This window comes from Exiguobacterium sp. s150, assembly GCF_018618435.1.
Classification (GTDB): domain Bacteria; phylum Bacillota; class Bacilli; order Exiguobacteriales; family Exiguobacteriaceae; genus Exiguobacterium; species Exiguobacterium alkaliphilum.
Genome location: NZ_JACSMC010000006.1, coordinates 1 through 19487, shown reverse-complemented (window position 1 = coordinate 19487; position 19487 = coordinate 1). Strand labels below are relative to the sequence as shown.

Below are 19487 nucleotides of genomic sequence, written 5' to 3'. Positions count from 1 at the left end.
CCTCCTTTACCGTGAAAACAGCCGTGCCCGTTTACGCTTCGCGCGTTTTAGCGCCCGATAGAGCCGATGAGTCCCTTCAATCGATTTTCCATGGCCTACGAACGTATGACGTGGCGCGAGATCGATCAACTTCTCGGCGTTCTCGACAGCGGCCGACTTATCCCATGTCGCCAGTCCAGGAAGCGGGAAAAGCGGTCTGACGTCCCCTGCCACAGCGACTCCCCCATGCGATTGAAACGCGTCGCCTGCGAACAGAATCCGACTCGCTTCATCAAAATAAGCGACGGATCCCGGTGTGTGACCGGCAGCGTGATAGACGCGGAACCCGAACAACCGCTCACCTGGGTCTAACCGCTTGTCCGGCAACGAATGAATTGTCGGGAGCGAGCCTTTAATTTTAAGCTCCCGCTCATCCGGGTCGGTCGTCCGATCCCCTTCAAGCAATCGGGCATCGCGGCGCGAGATGTACAACTCGGCATGAGGATGGACTTTCAAGATGCGATCGACACCTCCGACGTGGTCGCCGTGGGCATGCGTCAATAAAATGGCAAGAAGCGGCCGTTCAAGCGACTCGATATAGGCCAAAATGTCCGCGGCGTTCCGTTCAAGTGCCGTATCAATCAAGACGAGCCCGAGCTCTCTTTCAATCAATTGGACGTTAATCGGCAGTACCGGCGCGTAAAAGGTCAGTTGATGAACATGTTCCAAGCGTGTAATGACCACACAATCCCCTCCCCTCAATCAAACAATGTCACCCAGTCTTCTTGCCATCGGGCGTCAAAACACATATGGAGTTGCTCGAGCGTGTTCCGAGCGAGCGAGAGCGGCGGCAACGCGTCCCGTGTGAAAAAGCCGACGTCACTCGTCTCATAGCTCACCTGCGCCTCCCCGCCAATCAGCTCGCATTCGATAAACAGTTTATAGTAATGCTGCGACATGGGCGGATGTGGGTGATGATGCATATCAAACAAGGCGACGAGACGGATCGGTGCGACATCAAATCCCGCTTCCTCCTCAATCTCTTTGACGATATTCTCCGTAGGCGAGAGCCCGACCTCGCAAAAGCCACCCGGAAGCGTCCAACGTCCTTCTGAACGTTCTTTGACGAGCAACAACCGGTCTTCTTGGAAGACGACACCCCGTACGTCAAGCTTTGGTGTCGGATAGCCATCAATGTGCGTCAACTCGGTGATCTCGTCCAATGCGAGATTGGATTGTCGTTCAAACATCTCGGTCGCAATCTGTTGCAGCTCAAGGTACCGCTCGCGGTCAAACTCGTCTTTCGTGAACGTCAAGCCGGCCTGAGCCAATGCCTGTAGCCGTTTGGCCCAATCGAGCCATTCTGACATAGTCATCCCTCCATCGTTTGTCCTGCTACTCATTTCGCCGCAGGGGTGAGTTGTTCCTCTTCAAGAATACCCGCTTCTAGCAGAAAGTACGTATCGTGCACATGATATACTTCATACAATATGATTCATCAAGGAGGAAACGTATGACGATGCTTATATTGTCCCAATTCAAAGACGATTTGGACGGTTATACCGAGCGACAGTTGCGATATCAGGCAGCAGACGATATCTGGTCAATCGGACAAATGTACGACCATATCATCGTGGTGGCTGAGGAATATGCGGATGAGATTAAACGGTGTCTCGCTTCCACTGAAGAGCAACCGCTCGGGAAGACCGAGTTCGGTGAACGGTTGTTTCAGGCCGGTGGGTTCCCTCCGATGAAAATCCGTTTACTTGACGAAATGAACCAACCTCCGAACAATACGGACAAACGGGAACTGCTCGAACGCCGGATCGATGCATTGCTTTCCCGTCTTGAGCGCCTCGAACCGTTCGTCCGGTCGGCAAATCCTTACGTTAAAGCCCAGCATGGCGGTTTTGGCTGGTTGAACGCACAAGAGTGGTACGCCCTGATCGAGATGCATACCCGCCATCACTTGCGCCAACAGGCCGATTTGGAACGGTATCTTATGGAGGCTGACATCTAAGACGTATTCAAAAAGACGCCTCGCGCGTCTTTTGTTCATTTCTCATCGTAAAAGCTTTCTGTAAACGAATCATTTAGTCCGTACCGCTCGTCAAGCAACCATTTCATTTCAAGATCGATGTCGCGAATCCAGCTACTTTTCAAGCTTCTGTCTCCTTAAATACATTTATACCGGAACGAAAAAACCCTGCACAACGTCTGTTGTACAGGGCCCTCCTCAATCGAGGTACACGTCTTCAATCTCACCGAACGTCTCCTCGTCAAACACGAACGAGCCGTTGGCGTAGCGGTCTAGAAGCGTCAACTGCTTCGTCTTGACCGTCTTCGCTTTCTTTTTCCCGATAATGTGGAGCGTCTCATCGTCATGCACCGGGAGCACACGACGAATCTGATGCGGTTTCGATTTGACTTCACGGATGAGCATCGTCCCACGCAAGTTACGGTTCGTGCAATCGAACTGATCCTCGAGCTTCATCTTCTTGACTGCGCCACGCTGCGTCACGAGGACGAAGAGAGGCGGCGTGAAGAAGGCAAACGCATCGGCGACCGTGTCACCATCCTTCAAGTTCATCGCCTTGACGCCGGCGGCACGTTGCCCGACGACCGGTACGTCATCTTCCTTGAACCAGAGCCCATAGCCTCGCTCCGAGACGAGGAACAATTGGCCCGGCCCGTCGCTGATCCCTGCGAAGACGACCGTATCATCGCCTTTTAACTTGAGCGCCATGAGCGCTTTCGACTTACGCTGGGCGTCATAGTCACGGAGCGGCGTCCGTTTGACCATGCCGTCACGCGTCACGAACAGGCAGTGTGCGTCGGTATCGAACGTCGAGACGACATCGGCCGAGACGACTTGCTCGCCTTCAATCGGCACGAGGTTAGCCACGTGCTGTCCGGCATCCTTCCATTTCGACTCTGGGATTTGATGGACCGGGATGAGCAAGTAGCTGCCTTTGTTCGTCCAGACGAGCAAGTGGTCCGTCGTCATTGCCTGGGTGACGAGGACAGGACGGTCCTTGTCTTTCATGTCCGGCATCTCGTCGCTCGAGGCGCCGTATGAGCGCATCGACGAGCGTTTGACGTAACCGTCACGGCTGACGAAGACCATCGTCTCTTCGACGGCGATCATGACCTCGGTCTTCAGCTTCAACTCCTCGACCTCAGACTCGATGACCGAACGTCGCGCATCACCGAACTCGTCACGGAGCGCCGTGAGTTCTTTCGAGATGAGCTTCCGTTTCGTCGCGTCGACGTTCAAGATGTTCGCGAGACGCGTGATCTCTTTTTGGAGCGCCTTCGCCTCTTTTTGAAGCTCGACGATATCCGTGTTCGTCAAGCGATACAATTGAAGCATGACGACCGCTTCGGCTTGGCGGTCCGAGAACGAGAAGCGCGCCATGAGCTTCTGTTTCGCCTCGGCTTTATCTTTCGCCGAACGGATGAGTTCGAGCGTCTCATCTAAGACCGAGATGGCCTGTTCAAGCGCGTCGACGATTTCGGCGCGTTTCTTCGCCTGCTCGAGCTCGAACGTCGTCCGCCGCGTCACGACCTCTTCGACGTGTTTCAAATAGGCATCGATGATCGGCAGCAGTCCCATCTGTTTCGGTGTCCGGTTGACGATCGAGACCATGTTGTAGTTGTAGGCGAGCTGCAGGTCGGTATGCTTCAAGAAGAAGTGGAGCACACCTTCCGCGTCGGCCTCTTTCTTCAACTCGATGACGACACGGACGCCGGTCCGGTCGGTCTCATCGCGGACCTCGGCGACGCCTTCGACCTTCTTGTCGAGACGGAGTTCTTCCATCTTCTTGACGAGGTTCGCCTTGTTCACCTCATATGGGAGCTCCGTGATCGTAATTTGTTCACGGCCACCCTTGAGCGGTTCGATGACCGATTTGGCACGGATGATGACCTTGCCTTTTCCGGTCTCGAACGCCTTCAAGATGCCGTCGCGACCCATGACGATCCCGCCGGACGGGAAATCCGGTCCTTGCATGTACTCGAGCGCTTCCGTCGCCGTTTGGACCTGACCTTTCAGGCGGGCGATGGCGAGATTGAGCACCTCGGTCAAGTTGTGCGGCGGGATCTCGGTGGCGTAACCGGCCGAGATGCCCGTCGTCCCGTTCATAAGCAGGTTCGGGAGAAGTGACGGCAAGACGAGCGGCTCTTCGGTCGAATCGTCGAAGTTCGGCGTGTAGTCGACCGTGTTCTTCGAGATCGACGTCAGCATGACGCCGGCGATCTTCGATAGCCGGGCCTCGGTATACCGCATCGCGGCAGCCGAGTCGCCGTCCATCGAGCCGTTGTTCCCGTGCATGTCGATGAGCGGATAACGTAACTTCCAGTCCTGTGACAGGCGTACCATCGCCTCATAGACGGAGCTGTCACCGTGCGGGTGATAGTTCCCGATGACGTTCCCGACCGTCTTGGCCGATTTGCGGTACGGTTTCTCGTTCGTGTTGCCCTCATGGTGCATCGCATACAGGATACGGCGCTGAACGGGTTTGAGCCCGTCACGCGCGTCCGGAAGCGCCCGGTCCTGAATGATATATTTCGAGTAACGCCCGAAACGGTCACCGACGACCTGTTCGAGCGACAAGTTTAAAATGTGTTGAATCGTCGACATCGTTACATCACTTCCTCAATCGCTTTAGTCACGTGTTCATTGGCGATGATCGAATCATCTTCCTGGAGGCCGAAGGCGACGTTCTCCTCGATCCACTCACGGCGATGGGCGACGTTGTCTCCCATGAGCACCGAGACGCGCTTGTCGGCGATGGCGGCGTCGTCTACCGTGACACGGATGAGCGTCCGTGTGTCCGGGTTCATCGTCGTCTCCCATAACTGGTCGGCGTTCATCTCCCCGAGACCTTTGTAGCGCTGGAGGATATACCCCTTCTTATACACTTTGACGAGCTTCTCGAGCGCCTCTTCGTCCCAGGCGTACTCGAACTGTTCCGACTTGCCTTTGCCTTTCGAGATACGATAGAGCGGCGGCAAAGCGACGAACACTTTGCCCGCCTCGACGAGCGGCCGCATATAGCGGAAGAAGAACGTCAGCAGGAGCACTTGGATGTGCGCCCCGTCCGTATCGGCGTCGGTCATGATGATGACCTTGTCGAAATTGCAGTCCTCGAGGTCGAAGTCGTGGCCGACGCCGGCCCCGATCGCATGGATGATCGTGTTGATCTCCTCGTTCTTCATGATGTCCTGAAGCTTCGACTTCTCCGAGTTGATGACCTTCCCGCGGAGCGGCAGGATGGCTTGGAACGTCCGGTCACGGCCCTGTTTGGCCGAACCGCCGGCCGAGTCACCCTCGACGAGGAACAGTTCGTTCTTGGCGGCGTTCTTCGACGTCGCCGGCGTCAGTTTCCCGTTCAAGATGCTCGAACGTTTCTTCTTCTTGCCGTTACGAGCCTCTTCACGCGCCTTGCGGGCGGCTTCGCGGGCCTGGGCGGCACGGATCGCCTTCTTGATGAGCATCGTCGCCATCTGTGGGTTCTCCTCGAGGAAGATCGTCAACTGCTTCGCCATGACGCTGTCCGAACTCGTCCGCGCTTCCGGCGAGCCGAGTTTCGACTTCGTCTGTCCCTCGAACTGGAGGAACTCCTCGGGGATTCGGACCGAGACGATGAGCGTGAGCCCTTCGCGGACGTCGCCACCGTCGAGGTTCTTGTCTTTCTCTTTCAACAAGCCGTTCTTACGTGCGTATTCGTTCACGACGCGGGTCATCGCCGTCTTGGCGCCGACCTCGTGCGTGCCGCCGTCGCGTGTCCGGACGTTATTGACGAACGAGAGGACGTTCTCGGAGTAGGCGTCCGTGAACTGGAAGGCGAGCTCGAGCTCGATGTCGTTCTCTGTCCCTTCGAAATAGACGATCGGGTGGAGCGTCGCCTTGTCGTCGTTTAAATATTGGACGAACTCGGCGATCCCTTCCTCGTAATGGAACCTCTCTTCCTTGTCAGTTCGTTCGTCTTTCAGCGTGATCGTGAGTCCTTTCAAGAGGAACGCCGACTCGCGCAACCGTTCGGCGAGCGTGTCGTAGTTGTAGGTCGTCGTCGAGAAGATCGAGGCGTCCGGTTTAAAATAGACGCTCGTGCCGGTCTGGCGCGTCTTCCCGGTCTCGAGGAGCGTCGTCTGCGGGATTCCGCCGTCGGCAAACGTCTGCTCGAACAGCTTGCCGTCACGGTGAATCGTCACGACGACCTTGCTCGACAGTGCGTTCACGACCGAGGCGCCGACCCCGTGGAGGCCCCCGGACGTCTTATAGCCGCCTTGACCGAACTTTCCGCCGGCATGGAGCACCGTGAAGATGACCTCTGGCGTCGGTTTGCCGGAAGCGTGCATCCCCGTCGGCATGCCGCGGCCATGGTCGCGGACCGTGATGGCATCGTCTTTATGAATCGTCACATCGATTTGCCCGCCGAACCCGGCGAGCGCCTCGTCGATCGCGTTATCGACGATCTCGTAGACGAGATGGTGGAGACCGCGATGGTCGGTCGAACCGATGTACATCCCTGGTCGTTTACGGACGGCCGTGAGTCCTTCGAGCACCTGAATGGCGTCTTCATTGTAATTGAATAAATCTGTTGACATTTTCGTCACCTCAATTTCGAACACACGTTCGTTTTCTTTCCTATTGTATAGCTGTTTTTCGATTCTGGCAAGCCCGCCCCCGACGCGCGAGGCACGTGAAAAAAAGGAGACCTGCCAAGGAGGCAGGTCTTAACCGATCAAGCGGGCGTGCTCGACATAGATGCATCGGTTCTCGACGTAATCGATCCCGGCTTCGCGGGCGATCCGTTCCGCGTCAGCGCTCGAGAGACCGAGCTGGTTGAAGATGAGCCCGACATCCCCGTGTCGGACGGCATCCTCGGCGACCTCGGCCAAATACTCGCTGCGACGAAAGACGTCGACGATATCGATATGGCCAGGAATACTCTCGACGGTCGGATACACTTTCCGTCCGTTCCACGTCTCGAGCGTCGGGTTGACCGGGATGACGGTGTAGCCTTGCAACAACAAATAGTCGGCGATTTGATTCGCGGTCTTGTTCGGGTTCGAGGAGATCCCGACGACGGCGATCGTCTTTGCTTCTTCGAGCAATCGTTTCAAATGCTGGTCATCCATTCTAGTTTGCCCCCTTTTGTTTACGTTCTCAGTGTACCGTTACCTCATTCCCTGTTTCAAGGTTTATTTTCAGATTCCATACAACTGTAACTCTTTTCTTTTTTTAAAACAAATCAATTGGTTCACTATAAATTATTATGTAAACCATGTTCATTGGCGTCTTTTTCAGTTTCACGAACGGGGCGTATGAGAACCGTGCAAATTGGCGCGAACCTGTACGCAATCAAACCTTGCGTGAAATATCTATTTCACGCAAGGATAACGACCGTTCCAAGCGGGTCGATGGCGAGCGATTGACTCGAATTTCGAAACAAATATGTGCAAATGGAGCCGGTTTCGATATACTGAGTAAAGGAGGTGTTCGCGTGGGGACAACCTATGAGGAACGTCGCGGTACGTTATATAACTATCGCATCACATTATACGGGAACGCGCTCGCATGGTTGATTCATGTCGTGTTCTTCGTCACCTTTTTACGGCTCGACGTCATGTTGCTCGCCTGGTCGAACGTCGCCAGCGTGCTGTATTACACGATTTCGTTTTACTTCGTACATAAACGCTACTATCGGACATTCTTCGTCGGCCTGTTCGTCGAGGTCGTCTACAATGCCGTCATCTCAACGATCGTCCTCGGTTGGGATGCGAACGTTCATTACTTCATCATCATGGTCGCCTATGGCGTGTTCTTCATGCCGAACGTGAATCGAGGTGCGCGCGTCGCGACGACCGGCATCGCCATGGCGATTTACGGCTCGCTTTACTTGTTCGTGTCGGATGGCACAGAAGCGCTTGCGCCCGCCTTCGAGCAAGCGCTCGGCTTGTTCTGCCTCTTGTCGACGATCGGGCTCATTGCAGGACTGTCGTTCATCTTCGAAGGATCGGTCGTCGAAGTGACGAACGAGCTCGAGGGGACGAACGAACGGCTGCATACCCTCGCCTCGCGCGACGGCCTGACCGGTCTCTACAATCGACTGACCGGGACGTCACGCATCGAGGAGGGCGTCGCGCGTGCGGTGCAGGAAGGCCGACCGTACGCCGTCGCTCTGGCCGACATCGATCACTTCAAGGCGTTCAACGAGCGGCACGGTCATGATTGCGGCGACCTCGTCTTGCGCCGCGTCGCCACGACGCTGACATGGACGGACGCCGTCTGTGTCCGTTGGGGCGGAGAAGAGTTCTTACTCTTCCTCGTCGGGGAGACAGAGGCCGACATTGACGAACGGCTCGACGAGCTGCTTAGCCGTATCAAATCGACCGAAACGATTTATGAGGGGGCTCGCCTTCACGTCACGATGACGATCGGCGTCGCCCATCGCGATGGCAAAACACTAGAAGCGGTCGAACGCCTCGTCAAGGAGGCGGACGATTTCCTGCGCGCCGGCAAACAGGCCGGCAAGGACCGCGTCATCTCATCGATCAGTTTTTAAAGGAGTGATTCCGTGAATCTATTTCGCCAACTCGGTCAAACCCCTACCCAAGCAACCGTACGTCGATTCGACTTGAACGGCTACGACCGAATGCCCGACTTCATCCAACGGTTCTTGAACCATCTTGCGGCGAAACATTATTCGAAACAGACGGCTCAGCGCTATTTGTACGATTTTGACGACTTTTTCCGCTGGGTCGAGGCTGCGAGCCTCGTCAAGGTCGACCCGAGGACGGTCGAGGCCGCCTCATTCGCCGAATTCGACCACGCCGGGGCCGAGGCGTATGCGACGTATCTCGCCCTCGAGCTCGACAACGCCGCGAGCGTCATCAACCGCAAACTGTCCTCGATGCAGTCACTGTTTCACTTCCTAATCGAGACCGGCGTCGCGGGGACGAACCCGTTCCAAACTGTCGAGCGCCCGAAACGAGCGAAACGTAACCCCGTCTATTTAACGGAGTCCGAATGGCTCGATTTCTCGACGCTCGTGCGCAGCAACGTCGGTATGAGCGACCGCGAGGCCGCCTGGTACGAGCGGAATCGCGAGCGCGATTTCCTCATCATCCAATTGCTCGGCCTGTCGGGCATCCGTGTATCGGAACTGACGGGACTCGATTGGAGCGACATCGACTTGACGACGAGGTCGATGCGCGTCATCGGAAAAGGCGACAAGGAACGAATCGTCCCCCTCGCCGCCCCGCTCGTGGCACTCCTGACCGAATGGAGTTCAGAACGCGGCCCCGTCTTCAAAAATGACAAGGGAGAGCGACTCTCCGTCCGCACGGTTCAACATATGCTCAAGCGTCACATCGATCGCTTGAAACCGTATCTATCGTTCTTGGTACACAAGCAAGTGACGCCGCACAAACTGCGTCACACGTTTGCCTCGCGTCTGGCGATGGCCGGGGTCGATGTCTTGACGATTCAACAGTTGCTCGGCCATGAATCGGTCGCGACGACGCAAGTATATGCCCATATCGGTGATGAGAAAAAAATACAGGCAATAACAGGTTTACTATAATGTATTATGTAAACCAAAGACGTGAAGCACCCCCGCTCTCTCGATGAGGACGGGGGTGCTTTTCATAATTGACGTGTCGACAAGATGATGATCGTCTCGTCGAGCACAGTATAATATGCGTTCTCGAACCGTTGGCGTTCGTTCGCCTCGAGGTGGAAGATGCTCACGCCTTGGTCACCTTCAGCCGACTCATGGATGAAGTATGTCCCACCGAGCACACGCTCGAACGGAGCCGTGTCGAGGAAACGGGCGCCGGACGTCGCATCGATCAGTTCTGTGTGCTCGTCCGACTCCTCCACTTTGATGAAAATCGTCGAACTGACATCGTCATACGTGAAATCGAGCGGCTCGTAGGCGCCCCAGTCGATGACGGCGACTTCACGCAGTACGTCCGGTGCCGTCAGTTCATAAATCGTCTCCTCGTTCGCCTCGTCGATGAAGGCCGCGAAGCGGAGCTTCCCGTCCCGTTCACCCAAATATTGCACGGTGTCCCCTTCCCCGTGCAGGCGAATCAGGTCATCGAACGGGATGTGCTCCGCCTTCGACCAAATCGCATCGACCGCCTCGTCGAGCGAACAAACGAGAATCGCCTCGGAGTGATCGATTGGATCGTCCGGGGAGACGAGACCGGACTCGAGCGCCTCATAATAGTCAAACTCGTCGAGTCGGGCGTTGCAAATGATGTAAGGGACGCCTTCGAACGAAGCTGTAAACAAATACAGCTCGCGGAACCGGCCGGCCTGACCGATGAGACGTTCGTCTCGGATCCGTTCCTGTTGATTCGTCTCTACGTCGAACAGCCACGCCTCGTCCGTCGTCCCATAGCTCGTCAAGAAGAGGAAGTAGCGGTCGCCGAGCACCCAATAGAGTGTACTGTTCCCTCGCTTTTCGAACGTCGCGAGCACGTCCTCTCGTCCAGTCCGATATTCGAGCGCGACAAGTTCTGTCCGGACGACACCCGTACGGTCTGGCGCCTCGTTCAGAAAGTAGACACGCCCATCACTCATGAACAGCTTGGCCATGCCGTAATCTTCATACGTACGTTGATTGATCTCGGTGACGGCCCCGTCCTCCTCGACGTAACGATAAATCGAGAAGGCGGTCTCGCCTCGCTTCTGTCGGTAATAGACAGACGATTCGGTCACGGCAATCAGGTCTTCGTGACTAATCGGCATCGCGCGTGCATCGACAATTCTCATAAGGCACCTCTTTCGTATGGGGATTCGATCGGTTCGACGGTGACAAGTCCAGGCGGTCGTTTCGGGAACGTGATCCGCAAATAGGCATACTCGATGACGGACTGGTGCGGATCGGTCTTCTCGATCCAGCGGATACGCTGCTGGTTGGAAAGGGCGTGCCCGATTTTCTCCTCGATTTGGAACTGGGAGATGCCACGGTAGGCGACTTCTTGGATGTAGGTCGACTCATCGGACTCGAACTGTTGCCAAATCCCCATCACGAGCTGACCGAGCGACGAGACGCGGTCGTCCGGTAGTCGCACCGTCCGTAGCGTCTGCTCGACCTCGTTCAGGCATTCCAATGGGTCGTCAGCGACGGCGAACAGCCGTTTCGCCGAGTTGTTCATGACGCGATAGCGGCGTTTGCCGTTCTCGAGTCGGAGCACTTGGGCGTACGGTTCGACGGGCACGCCGTGAAAGAACGTCTCCGTCCCGCCCCAGGCGAAACCGAACGATGGATCGAATTTTCGAATCGTCCGCATGAAGGCGAGCATGAAGTCCTCGACTTCCCGACGTTCGAGCCGCAACCACTCAGCGAGGGCGAGTGCCCCCGGCTCTTTCGGGATGCGGTCGACGGGGAAGAAGAGATCCCCTTCACTCAGCCGGTGGGGACGAAGCACGGTCCCGTCGGCGCGATAATCGGTCGCCGGCCGACCACTCCGCCCCGCATACACGATCCACTCATCGTCCGTGCTCTCGAGCGCGTACGCCTGATGGGCCCAAGGCGGGGTCACGTAAAGGGCGGGAAACTCCTCATACGTCTCTAGATGTAAATAAGACCGGTCGTTCCACAGTTGAGCGAGCAAGCGGACGATCTCCCCCGTCTCCGACTCTTTCGGGGCGATGTAATTCCCGGTGTTTCCGATATACGTCAATAAGTGAAAGCCATAGGCGTTATAGAGATGGCGTACGATCCGCTCGAACACCGCGGCGACCATGCGCTCGAACAATGGATGATCGTCACTGCGGTTCACGGTCGTTGCGTCCACCGTGCACATGAGCCACCCCATCCGTTCATAAAGCCGAATCCGGAGCGGGTAAAAGATGAGCGGAGAGGATGTCGCATGAATCTCGGTCATCCCGATGTTAGCCATATTCTCGACTTGAAGCGTGAAGCCGCTCCGTCTTAACTGCTCCTCCATCTTTTTCTTCCAATTGATCTCCATCATCTCACCTGCTTTCTCCCGCCTCGTCTGTCGGCTCGTTGTGAAATTTTTCCCGTTTCTCGTTTCATACAAACGCGTTTCCTTCGGGTTGTGTCGTCTCACCGATTTGACGGACGAGGCGCTCAATCGCCTCGTCGAGGATGGCGCGGCGTGTCCCGAAGTTGATCCGCTCGAACGTTTGTCCCGATATACCGAACGGTAGCCCAGGGGAGAGGAAGAGACGCACGTCCTGCTGCAACCATTTCTTCCGCTCATCAGGGGTGAGCCCGAGCGCCGCGAAGTCGACCCACAACAGATAGCTCGCCTCCGGCATGAAACAGGTCAGCCGGGGCAACGATTCTTGGATTCGTCCGACGAGATAGTCGGCCTGTTCCTCGAGCTCGGCGCGCAGCTGGTCGAGCCATCGTTCGGCACGCGGGTCGGTATAGGCCGCGACGATGGCCGTGTTCGCGAACGGCGTCGGCAAGACGTGATGCTTGTTCTGGACTTGGATGATCCGTTTTCGCCAGACATCGTCCGGACAGATGATATAGGAAGCGAACAGCCCGGCGATATTGAACGCCTTCGACGGCGCACTGACCGTGATGACGTTCGAATCGAGGCGGTTGAGGGCGACGTGTCGTTGTGTCGGGAACGTCAAGTCCGCATGGATCTCATCGGCCACGACGATGACGTCATGCCGCTTGGCCAGTTCGATGACGCGCTGCAACTCCTCCTCGGTCCATACCCGGCCGACCGGGTTGTGGGGGGAGCAGAGCAGGAACAGTTTCGCCTGGCGCATCGACTCCTCGAGCGCGACGAAGTCCATCTCGAACCGACCGTCCACTTGCTCGAGCGGCGCATCGAACAGTTCGCGCCCGAGCCCCGTCACGAGCTCATGGAACGGCGGATACACCGGCGACTGGATGACGACCCCGTCCCCCGTCTCGGTGAGCGCCTCGACGATCTGGGTGAGCCCCGGTACGACCCCGTTCGAGAACAAGACGTGGTTCGGGTCGACCTCGGTCTCGTGACGGCGTCCATACCAGGAACTGACCGCCCGTTGCGCTTCACGTGAGAACAGCGTATAGCCGAACTCCCCGGTCGCCGCGCGTGCTGCGAGCGCCTCGCTGATCGCTGGTGCGGTCCGGATATCGATATCGGCGACCCATAACGGTAATACGTCAGACTTCAAACGGAACCAGCGCTCGAGGCCGTCCCATTTGACCGAGTCAGTCCCGGTCCGGTCGAGCGTTTGATGTAAGATTGATTTCATAGTCATCCCTCCTGTCCTTACTGTATCAAAAATATCAATCGGCTTGTCGGCAAAAGCGTGGCGGTTTTCCGAGACGTGTTCTATAATCGAGCGAGAAGATGAGGGGGTGAGACCGATGACCGTGAAAGTCATCCGCCATAAACGCAGAAAATACGCCGCCTTTTTCGTGACGCCTGAAGGAATCGAGTTGCGCATCCCGGCCCGGCTCCCGAATCGGACGGTCGAGGCCATCTTGCATGACCATAAGGACTGGATCAACGATCGGCTCGCGGCGCTTCCACACGTGCCGGCATTGCCGTCCGATACGTTGTTATTCCAAGGGAAGACGGTGCCGCTCGTCCGACGGAAAAACATCGATACGTTCGCCTTCGAAGAGGACACGTTCATCTGTCCCGACACGTGGGACGAGACGCACGTCCGTGCCGCCTATGAACGGTTCCTTCGTGTCGAGGCGCTCCGTTACGTCACCGCGCGTTCACTCCTATATGAACGGACACTCGGCGTCCGGGCAAAGAAGATTCGCATCGGGCATCAGAAGGCGCGTTGGGGCTCCTGTAGCTCGACCGGGACGATCTCGATCAACGTCCGGCTCATGCTCGCGCCGACCAAAGTACTCGACTACGTCATCGCCCATGAATGGGCCCACCTCGTCCACTTCGACCATTCAAAAGCGTTCTGGTCGACGGTCGCCTCGATCTATCCGAACGTCAAGACGGCGACGTCTTGGCTTAAAGCGAACGGGCACACGCTCCAAATCAAAAAAACCAATTGACCGAGGCTTTCGCCCTTGTCGATTGGTTTTTTTAAATTGCACCCGTGAACGCCACCGTCGTGCCGTTCAATGAATCCGCCGATTGCTCGATGCTCGCGAAGCGCCGCAACGTGTCTTCCATGATGGTGACGCTCGCATGGATGTCTTCGTTCGAGCGTGAGACGCCGTCGACGATGGAGGTCAATTCTCGGTTCATCCCGTTCGTGTTCGCCCGGACCTCGATGACGGCCCGTTCTACGAGGCGTGACAAGTTCCGGACCTCGGTCGCGACGACGTTGAACCCGAGGCCGTGTTCCCCGGCCCGTGCCGCCTCGATGGCAGCGTTCAGCGACAACAGGTTCGTCTGGGCGGCGATCTCTTTTATCGTGCTGGCGATTTTTGTGATTTCACTGGCTTGGTCTTGGAGTTTGCCAAGCGTAACCAAATTGACCGACGCGTCCCGTTCGAGTCGTTCAATCGTCTGTTTCAAATGATGGCTCTCTTCCATCCCGCTCCGGGCACGAGCGTCCAAGTCTCCGGCCATGTCTTGGAACGTGCGTGCATAGCGTTCAATCGTCAATTGGCGCTCGGTGATATCCGAAGCGATTTTAACGACCCTAACGACTTCATCGCCTTCAAAGATTGGCATATAGGTCGCCTCGAGCCAAATCGATTCACCGTGTGCATCAATCTGTTCGATTTTGTCACTTGCGCTGAAACCGCTGAACAACTTGTTCCAAAACGCTTGAAGTCAGGACTGCCGACAAATTCGGGCGTGCAGAACAAATGGTGATGCATGCCGATCATCTCGTCTCGACGATATTTCATCGTCTTGGCGAACAAGTCGTTCACATCGACGACGAGACGTTGTCGGTCAAATCGGATCATCGCCATATTCGAGGCGATGGTCGTGAGGACGTCAGGAGCTGTGAGCGTGCGATTCGAATGTTGTGTCATTCCGATTATTCCCACCTTATTATCTCGAATTATATTAGGACTTTATTCCTTTAACGTGCTGGAAATTTTAGTTTACCGTGTGCGAATAGTCCCGGCTAGTGAGGATTTATACAGATGGTCAATATCTTAAACTCGAAGTATTTACCAGTTGTTTACTGCTCATCACAACAAAAGAACGCCCGAAGTTTAGGCGTTCCTGAGGCATGCTATTCAATCCATAAATCTGGAGTGCCGATTGTTGTCCCCGGTCATTCGAACGCCTGCGGGAACAACTCCTCGAACGTCTCCGCCCCGACGCTCGACAGTTTGAACCCCGCACCGGTCTTCATGTCTTTCACAAAGACGTCGACTTTTTTCGACCGCTGTTGGTAACTCACCTCGAACTGTTGCCCGAGATTCCCATGTAGCAGCGTCAAATGCTCATAGTCTTTCGTTTCACCGCTTTTTGTCGAAGGGGTTGCGGTCTCGAGCGCTCGGACTAATCGTTCATAAGCTTCTCCGCTCACGCTGACGGCGTCCGGAAACGGGAGCGGCACATCCGAGTGGTAAGGGTATTTGTGAAGATAAGCGACCGATCTCTCATTTGGATCGTCCGCACCGGTACCCGGCAGACTCGGACGATAACGTATCGACACGGTCTTCGAGCTCTTGTGTCCACCCGTGTCGATCGTAAGGTCGTACAGCGGAATCAATGCCATTGATTCCATATCCCTTTCTTTGAATAGGGGACGGACAGAAAGATGATCTGCACCGTTGAGGAGGATGTCGCTATCTTTCATGACGCTCGTACTGTAGTGAACACCGTCATGGGATAACAAAAAATGAGGAAGATTCGTCAAGGCATCGTAGCCTAATGCCACGAACTTCCGTTGCTCGCCGAACTGTGGATTGAAGTCAAGGGATGGGAAGTCGACAATCTTGTCCCCGATCTTAAACTCGATTGTGCCGCTTAATCCGGGTGAGATGGTCATGAGCGTGTCAGGATATACGCGAATATCGTGTCCTTCCTGATAGAAGGCATCCGGTTCATCTAACGCGTCTCGCTCTCTCTCGGTCGCGAGATTGACGGTCGGAAGAAGTGAAATCTCCATTCCGACTTCGTCTTTAAAATAAGGAGGCCGGTCCTCGAGCTTGGCGGCGCGGTATCCTTCCATTTCGTTCGACCGACAGAGCGCATAGACCGCGTCTCCTTCGACGTACGTCACTTCGGTAAAGGCGTATCCATCATAGTCGTCGGTTACAAACGGGGCACGCGTCGCATACGCCATCCCGAGCACTGAAAACGTCTCACCGTCTAGTTCCGACAAGCGTTCATCGTCTTCGCATAGGTGTAATAACGCTTCCGCGTCGACATGTTGATCTCGTGCGTTTAGTTTAAACTGTTCGGCTTGCCAGTGCTCCTCGATATGGCCATAGCGGACGACGTCCACATCTTCCGAACAACCCGCAGCGACCAACAATAGCGAGAGTGCCGCTAACGTCCGCTTCTTCATGTTCACCCCACTCATTTCTTTTTCAGATCCGGGAAGTACGAGAAGAATGTCTCGGCCCCTGCGCTCGTCAATTTATACGTCCGGTCCGTCAACTGGTCCGTCACGTACACGTCACGCTTCTTCGACCGTTGTTTGAACGAAATGGCGAACTGCTGTCCTTTCAATCCGTCCACAATCGTCAACAGTGGGTACTCACCCGTATCGCCGCCCCGTTTGACGGGCTCGGCCAGTTCGATCGCCTCGATCAGCTCGTTAAAATCGGTGCCTGCCGCCTTGAGGACATCCGGATAGCCGAGCGTCTCGTCAAAGTTGAACGGTCTTTTATGGACGTAGACAGAGGGTGACGCGCTTTGATTCCCCAACTGCTCGTCTGCGAACTGCTGCCTCAAGTCGCGGTCTTCTTCCGTACTGAACGTCCCTTCCCGATACGTGAACGTCATTTCAGACGTCTCGGACTTTCCATCCTTCTCATAATGCAAGGCGAAAACCGGGTAGGAAACGTCCGGCATGAGGGCGCCCGTATCGATCGGTAGCCGTTCAATCTCGAGCGACTCGAAGCGAGGGGCCGCCATCTCCGCATCGAACGTCACTTCGAGTGGTTGGGAAGAGACGGATCCGTCGCCGTATCGCATTAAGATATAAGGTAACGACTCGGTCTCGCTCGACGCGAGCATCATCTGAATGTCCCCGATTCCAGCGGACGCCGGTTCAAACATATGAAGGGGGAACAACGGCGGCCAGCCGTCGATCGCAATCTCGATTTCACCGTAGAGCGCCTGCGAGAACGCGAACACGGCATCACCGAACGGCTCGAGCTTGAACGGATGGTCCTGCAACACATCCGCTTCGAGGAACGCTTTCTTGGCCGATTCTGAGACCGGTAACACGACCGGCGCCCGGTCGACCGGTTGGGAAGTGACGACTTGTTCAGGGAACGATGGAACGACTTCGGCCTGGAGATTCGGCGAGACCATGTCCCGGCAGACTGCGTACAGTTGGTCCCCTTCCACATACGTGACCGCCTTGTACATAAAGTCATCACCTGCGTTCGTGAACGGCGGACGACTCACCACGATCGTGTCGTGCACGGTCAGTTCGCCCTCGAGTGTCGTCGTCAAGTCCCCCGTACACGCCTCGAGTACCGTACCGACGTCCGCCGTTGCCTTCTGATTTAGCGAATAATGTCCGACGATCCAATGTTCATCGATATAATCTAATTTCAGTGCGCTGTCGCGCTCGTCCCCACACCCCGAGAGGACGAGCATGCTCAACGCGATTACAATCAACTTCGGCTTCAATCGTACCGCCCCTTTTTGTTTGATAATCCAATTTTACCATTTACTTACTTTCAATGAAATAAGAAAACCCGCCATAGTAGCGGGTGATCTGTTCAGATGCTGTTATCGATGGCGCGTGTCAGTCGAGTCTCGACGTCTCGTGCGATGACTTGGTGTAAATTGTAATTTTATTTTGCATTAAATTTAAGGGGTGCTTTGCACTAATAAATCGAGTAGGAGACTAGCCATTAATTGACTAGTCTCCTACTCGATTTAAAATAGTCCTTTTTTCAATATATAAATACTTTAACTGCCATAAGCATACCCTTTTTCCAGTTCGTCTTTACTTGTAGTTATTTCTATTGTGATATGATCCTTTACACCCGATGTATGGGCAAGCTCTGCAATTTCTTCTTTGATTTCCCTAGTCTTGTTTATATCGGAAGAGTCTATAAGAACCGTAACGATAAGGGCATTTTCTTCTCCGTCCAGTGACCAAATGTGAAAATGAGAGAGGTCCTTTACAGCAGGAATATTGTTAATGGAGTTCGCCAGGTTCTCTACGTTTACATTTTCCGGCGAACCGTTCAATAAAATTTTCATTGTACTGAAAAATTCAGGTACAGTTTTATAGAGGATATAGAGTGCTATCAAAATCGATAAGATTGGATCCAATCGATAAGCCTCGGTAAAGTTCATTACGATACTCACAACCAAGACCCCAATCCACCCTAATACATCTTCTAGCATATGCAGGTTCAACATGCCTTCGTTTTTAGATGACCCTTTGCTTAGAATCCAAGCCGCATATCCATTCAATCCAATAGCCACGAGTGAAAGCCAAAACATGCCACTGTAATTAACCGGTTGCGGATCAATCAAACGTGGGATACTTCGGTAAATCATAAAAAATGAGCCGCCGATCAGTACTACTCCAGTTATCAACGCCCCTAATAATGAAAAGCGGTTATAACCAAAAGTGAACTGTTCATCTTGCTGCTTTTCTGAGTACCCCTGGAAAAACCAAGCGAATCCAATAGAAATGGAATCTCCTAAATCATGAACGGCGTCGGACATAATTGACACACTATTGAAAAGAGACCCAAAGAAAAATTCAATCATGGAAAAAATAAAGTTGGTGAAAAAAGCAATTTTAATATTCTTATTCGGTTGATTTTGGTGCGAGTGATTTTCTTGTTTCTCTGACTTTGAAATTTTAAAAACCTCCATTTAGTTTTATACCTTATTAGCTTTTATTGTTCTTGTTCATTGATATGAGTTAAGACTTGTTCGAGAATACTGAAAACATGAAGATCATCAAGACTGTAAACCATGCTTTTCCCTTCTCTTCTTGCCTTCACTAAACGTGAATCTTTCAATATTTTTAGTTGGTGTGAAATCGCGGACTGTTCCATATCCAATGCAAGCACAATGTTTCCAACACTGAGTTCTTTTTTCTGTAAGAGAAAGAGAATCGACAAGCGTGTAGGGTCACTAATCACTTTGAATAATTTGCTTATTGATTGAATCTTCTCTTTATTGATTGGCGAAGATGTTGATGTATCCATATGCTCTTATTCCTCTCATATGATTTTCCGTTCATATATATAATACCACATGGGTAAAACTGATTACGGCCACGAGTTTTTACCGCCTCTGCCATTTTATTTACCATCAAATGCCATGTTCGGTACCACTCAGTGACATATGTCGACCATCATGTGACTCAAAGTCCGTTGGACAAGGGATTGCGGCATTGTGAGCCATCGATTGCGGAC

Annotated in this window: 18 protein-coding genes; 4 read left to right on the top strand and 14 right to left on the bottom strand. The window is 54.3% G+C overall.

The annotated features are described in order from the left end of the window. Window positions 1–6 precede the first annotated feature (6 nt). Together KNP76_RS04935 and KNP76_RS04930 are read right to left on the bottom strand one after the other, a co-directional pair. Window positions 7–708, bottom strand: coding sequence for an MBL fold metallo-hydrolase (locus KNP76_RS04935; RefSeq protein WP_251137346.1), 702 nt, complete (start codon window positions 706–708; stop codon window positions 7–9). A 29-nt stretch (window positions 709–737) separates the two neighbouring features. After that, window positions 738–1349: an NUDIX hydrolase gene (locus KNP76_RS04930; RefSeq protein WP_214838766.1), complete on the bottom strand. Its 612-nt coding sequence runs from the start codon at window positions 1347–1349 to the stop codon at window positions 738–740. Between the two features lie 143 nt (window positions 1350–1492). Between KNP76_RS04930 and KNP76_RS04925 the strand changes: the two genes are divergently transcribed. Further along, complete coding sequence (locus KNP76_RS04925) at window positions 1493–1999, top strand: DinB family protein (protein ID WP_214843153.1); 507 nt, start codon at window positions 1493–1495, stop codon at window positions 1997–1999. Between the two features lie 216 nt (window positions 2000–2215). On the opposite strand, the gene parC is transcribed toward KNP76_RS04925, so the two are convergent. The 3 genes from parC to KNP76_RS04910 all read right to left on the bottom strand — a co-directional run bounded on the left by parC (window position 2216) and on the right by KNP76_RS04910 (window position 7125). Further along, window positions 2216–4621 carry a DNA topoisomerase IV subunit A gene (gene parC / locus KNP76_RS04920; protein WP_214843151.1) on the bottom strand — a complete coding sequence of 802 codons (2406 nt, stop codon included), beginning with the start codon at window positions 4619–4621 and terminating at the stop codon, window positions 2216–2218. Window positions 4622–4623: 2 nt separating this feature from the next. Beyond that, complete coding sequence (gene parE, locus KNP76_RS04915; protein ID WP_214843144.1) at window positions 4624–6591, bottom strand: DNA topoisomerase IV subunit B; 1968 nt, start codon at window positions 6589–6591, stop codon at window positions 4624–4626. Window positions 6592–6720: 129 nt separating this feature from the next. Continuing rightward, entirely contained in the window at window positions 6721–7125 is a 405-nt protein-coding gene (locus KNP76_RS04910) for a CoA-binding protein (protein WP_211779447.1), read from the bottom strand. Window positions 7126–7490: 365 nt separating this feature from the next. Here KNP76_RS04910 and KNP76_RS16025 point away from each other — a divergent pair, with 365 nt between their 5' ends. After that, window positions 7491–8552 (top strand): GGDEF domain-containing protein, encoded by a 1062-nt coding sequence (locus KNP76_RS16025; RefSeq protein WP_214843142.1) that lies wholly within the window; start codon window positions 7491–7493, stop codon window positions 8550–8552. Window positions 8553–8564: 12 nt separating this feature from the next. After that, window positions 8565–9572 (top strand): tyrosine-type recombinase/integrase, encoded by a 1008-nt coding sequence (locus KNP76_RS04900; RefSeq protein ID WP_214843140.1) that lies wholly within the window; start codon window positions 8565–8567, stop codon window positions 9570–9572. Between the two features lie 62 nt (window positions 9573–9634). Here KNP76_RS04900 and KNP76_RS04895 read toward each other — a convergent pair whose 3' ends face one another. The 3 genes from KNP76_RS04895 to KNP76_RS04885 all read right to left on the bottom strand — a co-directional run bounded on the left by KNP76_RS04895 (window position 9635) and on the right by KNP76_RS04885 (window position 13231). Continuing rightward, window positions 9635–10771: a hypothetical protein gene (locus KNP76_RS04895; protein WP_214843139.1), complete on the bottom strand. Its 1137-nt coding sequence runs from the start codon at window positions 10769–10771 to the stop codon at window positions 9635–9637. Beyond that, window positions 10768–11976: a hypothetical protein gene (locus KNP76_RS04890; RefSeq protein WP_251137345.1), complete on the bottom strand. Its 1209-nt coding sequence runs from the start codon at window positions 11974–11976 to the stop codon at window positions 10768–10770. Before KNP76_RS04890 ends, KNP76_RS04895 begins: the two co-directional genes overlap by 4 nt. 64 nt (window positions 11977–12040) lie before the next feature. After that, a complete protein-coding gene (locus tag KNP76_RS04885) occupies window positions 12041–13231 on the bottom strand; it encodes a MalY/PatB family protein (RefSeq protein ID WP_211779443.1) in 1191 nt (396 codons plus the stop codon). Between the two features lie 115 nt (window positions 13232–13346). Here KNP76_RS04885 and KNP76_RS04880 point away from each other — a divergent pair, with 115 nt between their 5' ends. Further along, window positions 13347–14003, top strand: coding sequence for a M48 family metallopeptidase (locus KNP76_RS04880; RefSeq protein ID WP_214843131.1), 657 nt, complete (start codon window positions 13347–13349; stop codon window positions 14001–14003). A 31-nt stretch (window positions 14004–14034) separates the two neighbouring features. Here the strand turns inward: KNP76_RS04880 and KNP76_RS15990 are convergent, their stop codons facing one another. The 6 genes from KNP76_RS15990 to KNP76_RS04855 all read right to left on the bottom strand — a co-directional run bounded on the left by KNP76_RS15990 (window position 14035) and on the right by KNP76_RS04855 (window position 19277). Beyond that, window positions 14035–14631 (bottom strand): methyl-accepting chemotaxis protein, encoded by a 597-nt coding sequence (locus KNP76_RS15990; protein ID WP_276514396.1) that lies wholly within the window; start codon window positions 14629–14631, stop codon window positions 14035–14037. Further along, window positions 14559–14939: a hypothetical protein gene (locus KNP76_RS15810; RefSeq protein ID WP_246514167.1), complete on the bottom strand. Its 381-nt coding sequence runs from the start codon at window positions 14937–14939 to the stop codon at window positions 14559–14561. The genes KNP76_RS15990 and KNP76_RS15810 overlap by 73 nt, the downstream gene beginning before the upstream one ends. A 248-nt stretch (window positions 14940–15187) precedes the next feature. Further along, the gene (locus KNP76_RS04870) at window positions 15188–16432 is read right to left on the bottom strand and encodes a hypothetical protein (RefSeq protein WP_211779441.1); all 1245 of its coding nucleotides are present in this window, start codon (window positions 16430–16432) and stop codon (window positions 15188–15190) included. Window positions 16433–16443: 11 nt separating this feature from the next. Further along, on the bottom strand, window positions 16444–17718 hold the full coding sequence (locus KNP76_RS04865; RefSeq protein ID WP_214843128.1) for a hypothetical protein: 1275 nt from the start codon (window positions 17716–17718) through the stop codon (window positions 16444–16446). A gap of 297 nt (window positions 17719–18015) precedes the next feature. Next, a complete protein-coding gene (locus tag KNP76_RS04860) occupies window positions 18016–18939 on the bottom strand; it encodes a cation diffusion facilitator family transporter (RefSeq protein WP_211779439.1) in 924 nt (307 codons plus the stop codon). Between the two features lie 23 nt (window positions 18940–18962). After that, on the bottom strand, window positions 18963–19277 hold the full coding sequence (locus KNP76_RS04855) for an ArsR/SmtB family transcription factor (protein ID WP_211779438.1): 315 nt from the start codon (window positions 19275–19277) through the stop codon (window positions 18963–18965). Between the last annotated feature and the right edge of the window lie 210 nt (window positions 19278–19487).

Coding starts and splice junctions, on each gene's coding strand:
- KNP76_RS04880 (WP_214843131.1), top strand. CDS start 13,347: ATGACCGTGAAAGTCATCCGCCATAAACGCAGAAAATACGCCGCCTTT.
- KNP76_RS04870 (WP_211779441.1), bottom strand. CDS start 16,432: ATGAAGAAGCGGACGTTAGCGGCACTCTCGCTATTGTTGGTCGCTGCG.
- KNP76_RS04910 (WP_211779447.1), bottom strand. CDS start 7,125: ATGGATGACCAGCATTTGAAACGATTGCTCGAAGAAGCAAAGACGATC.
- KNP76_RS04855 (WP_211779438.1), bottom strand. CDS start 19,277: ATGGATACATCAACATCTTCGCCAATCAATAAAGAGAAGATTCAATCA.
- KNP76_RS04860 (WP_211779439.1), bottom strand. CDS start 18,939: ATGGAGGTTTTTAAAATTTCAAAGTCAGAGAAACAAGAAAATCACTCG.
- KNP76_RS04890 (WP_251137345.1), bottom strand. CDS start 11,976: ATGGAGATCAATTGGAAGAAAAAGATGGAGGAGCAGTTAAGACGGAGC.
- KNP76_RS04885 (WP_211779443.1), bottom strand. CDS start 13,231: ATGAAATCAATCTTACATCAAACGCTCGACCGGACCGGGACTGACTCG.
- KNP76_RS04930 (WP_214838766.1), bottom strand. CDS start 1,349: ATGTCAGAATGGCTCGATTGGGCCAAACGGCTACAGGCATTGGCTCAG.
- KNP76_RS15990 (WP_276514396.1), bottom strand. CDS start 14,631: ATGCCAATCTTTGAAGGCGATGAAGTCGTTAGGGTCGTTAAAATCGCT.
- parE (WP_214843144.1), bottom strand. CDS start 6,591: ATGTCAACAGATTTATTCAATTACAATGAAGACGCCATTCAGGTGCTC.
- KNP76_RS04925 (WP_214843153.1), top strand. CDS start 1,493: ATGACGATGCTTATATTGTCCCAATTCAAAGACGATTTGGACGGTTAT.
- KNP76_RS15810 (WP_246514167.1), bottom strand. CDS start 14,939: ATGACACAACATTCGAATCGCACGCTCACAGCTCCTGACGTCCTCACG.
- KNP76_RS04895 (WP_214843139.1), bottom strand. CDS start 10,771: ATGAGAATTGTCGATGCACGCGCGATGCCGATTAGTCACGAAGACCTG.
- parC (WP_214843151.1), bottom strand. CDS start 4,621: ATGTCGACGATTCAACACATTTTAAACTTGTCGCTCGAACAGGTCGTC.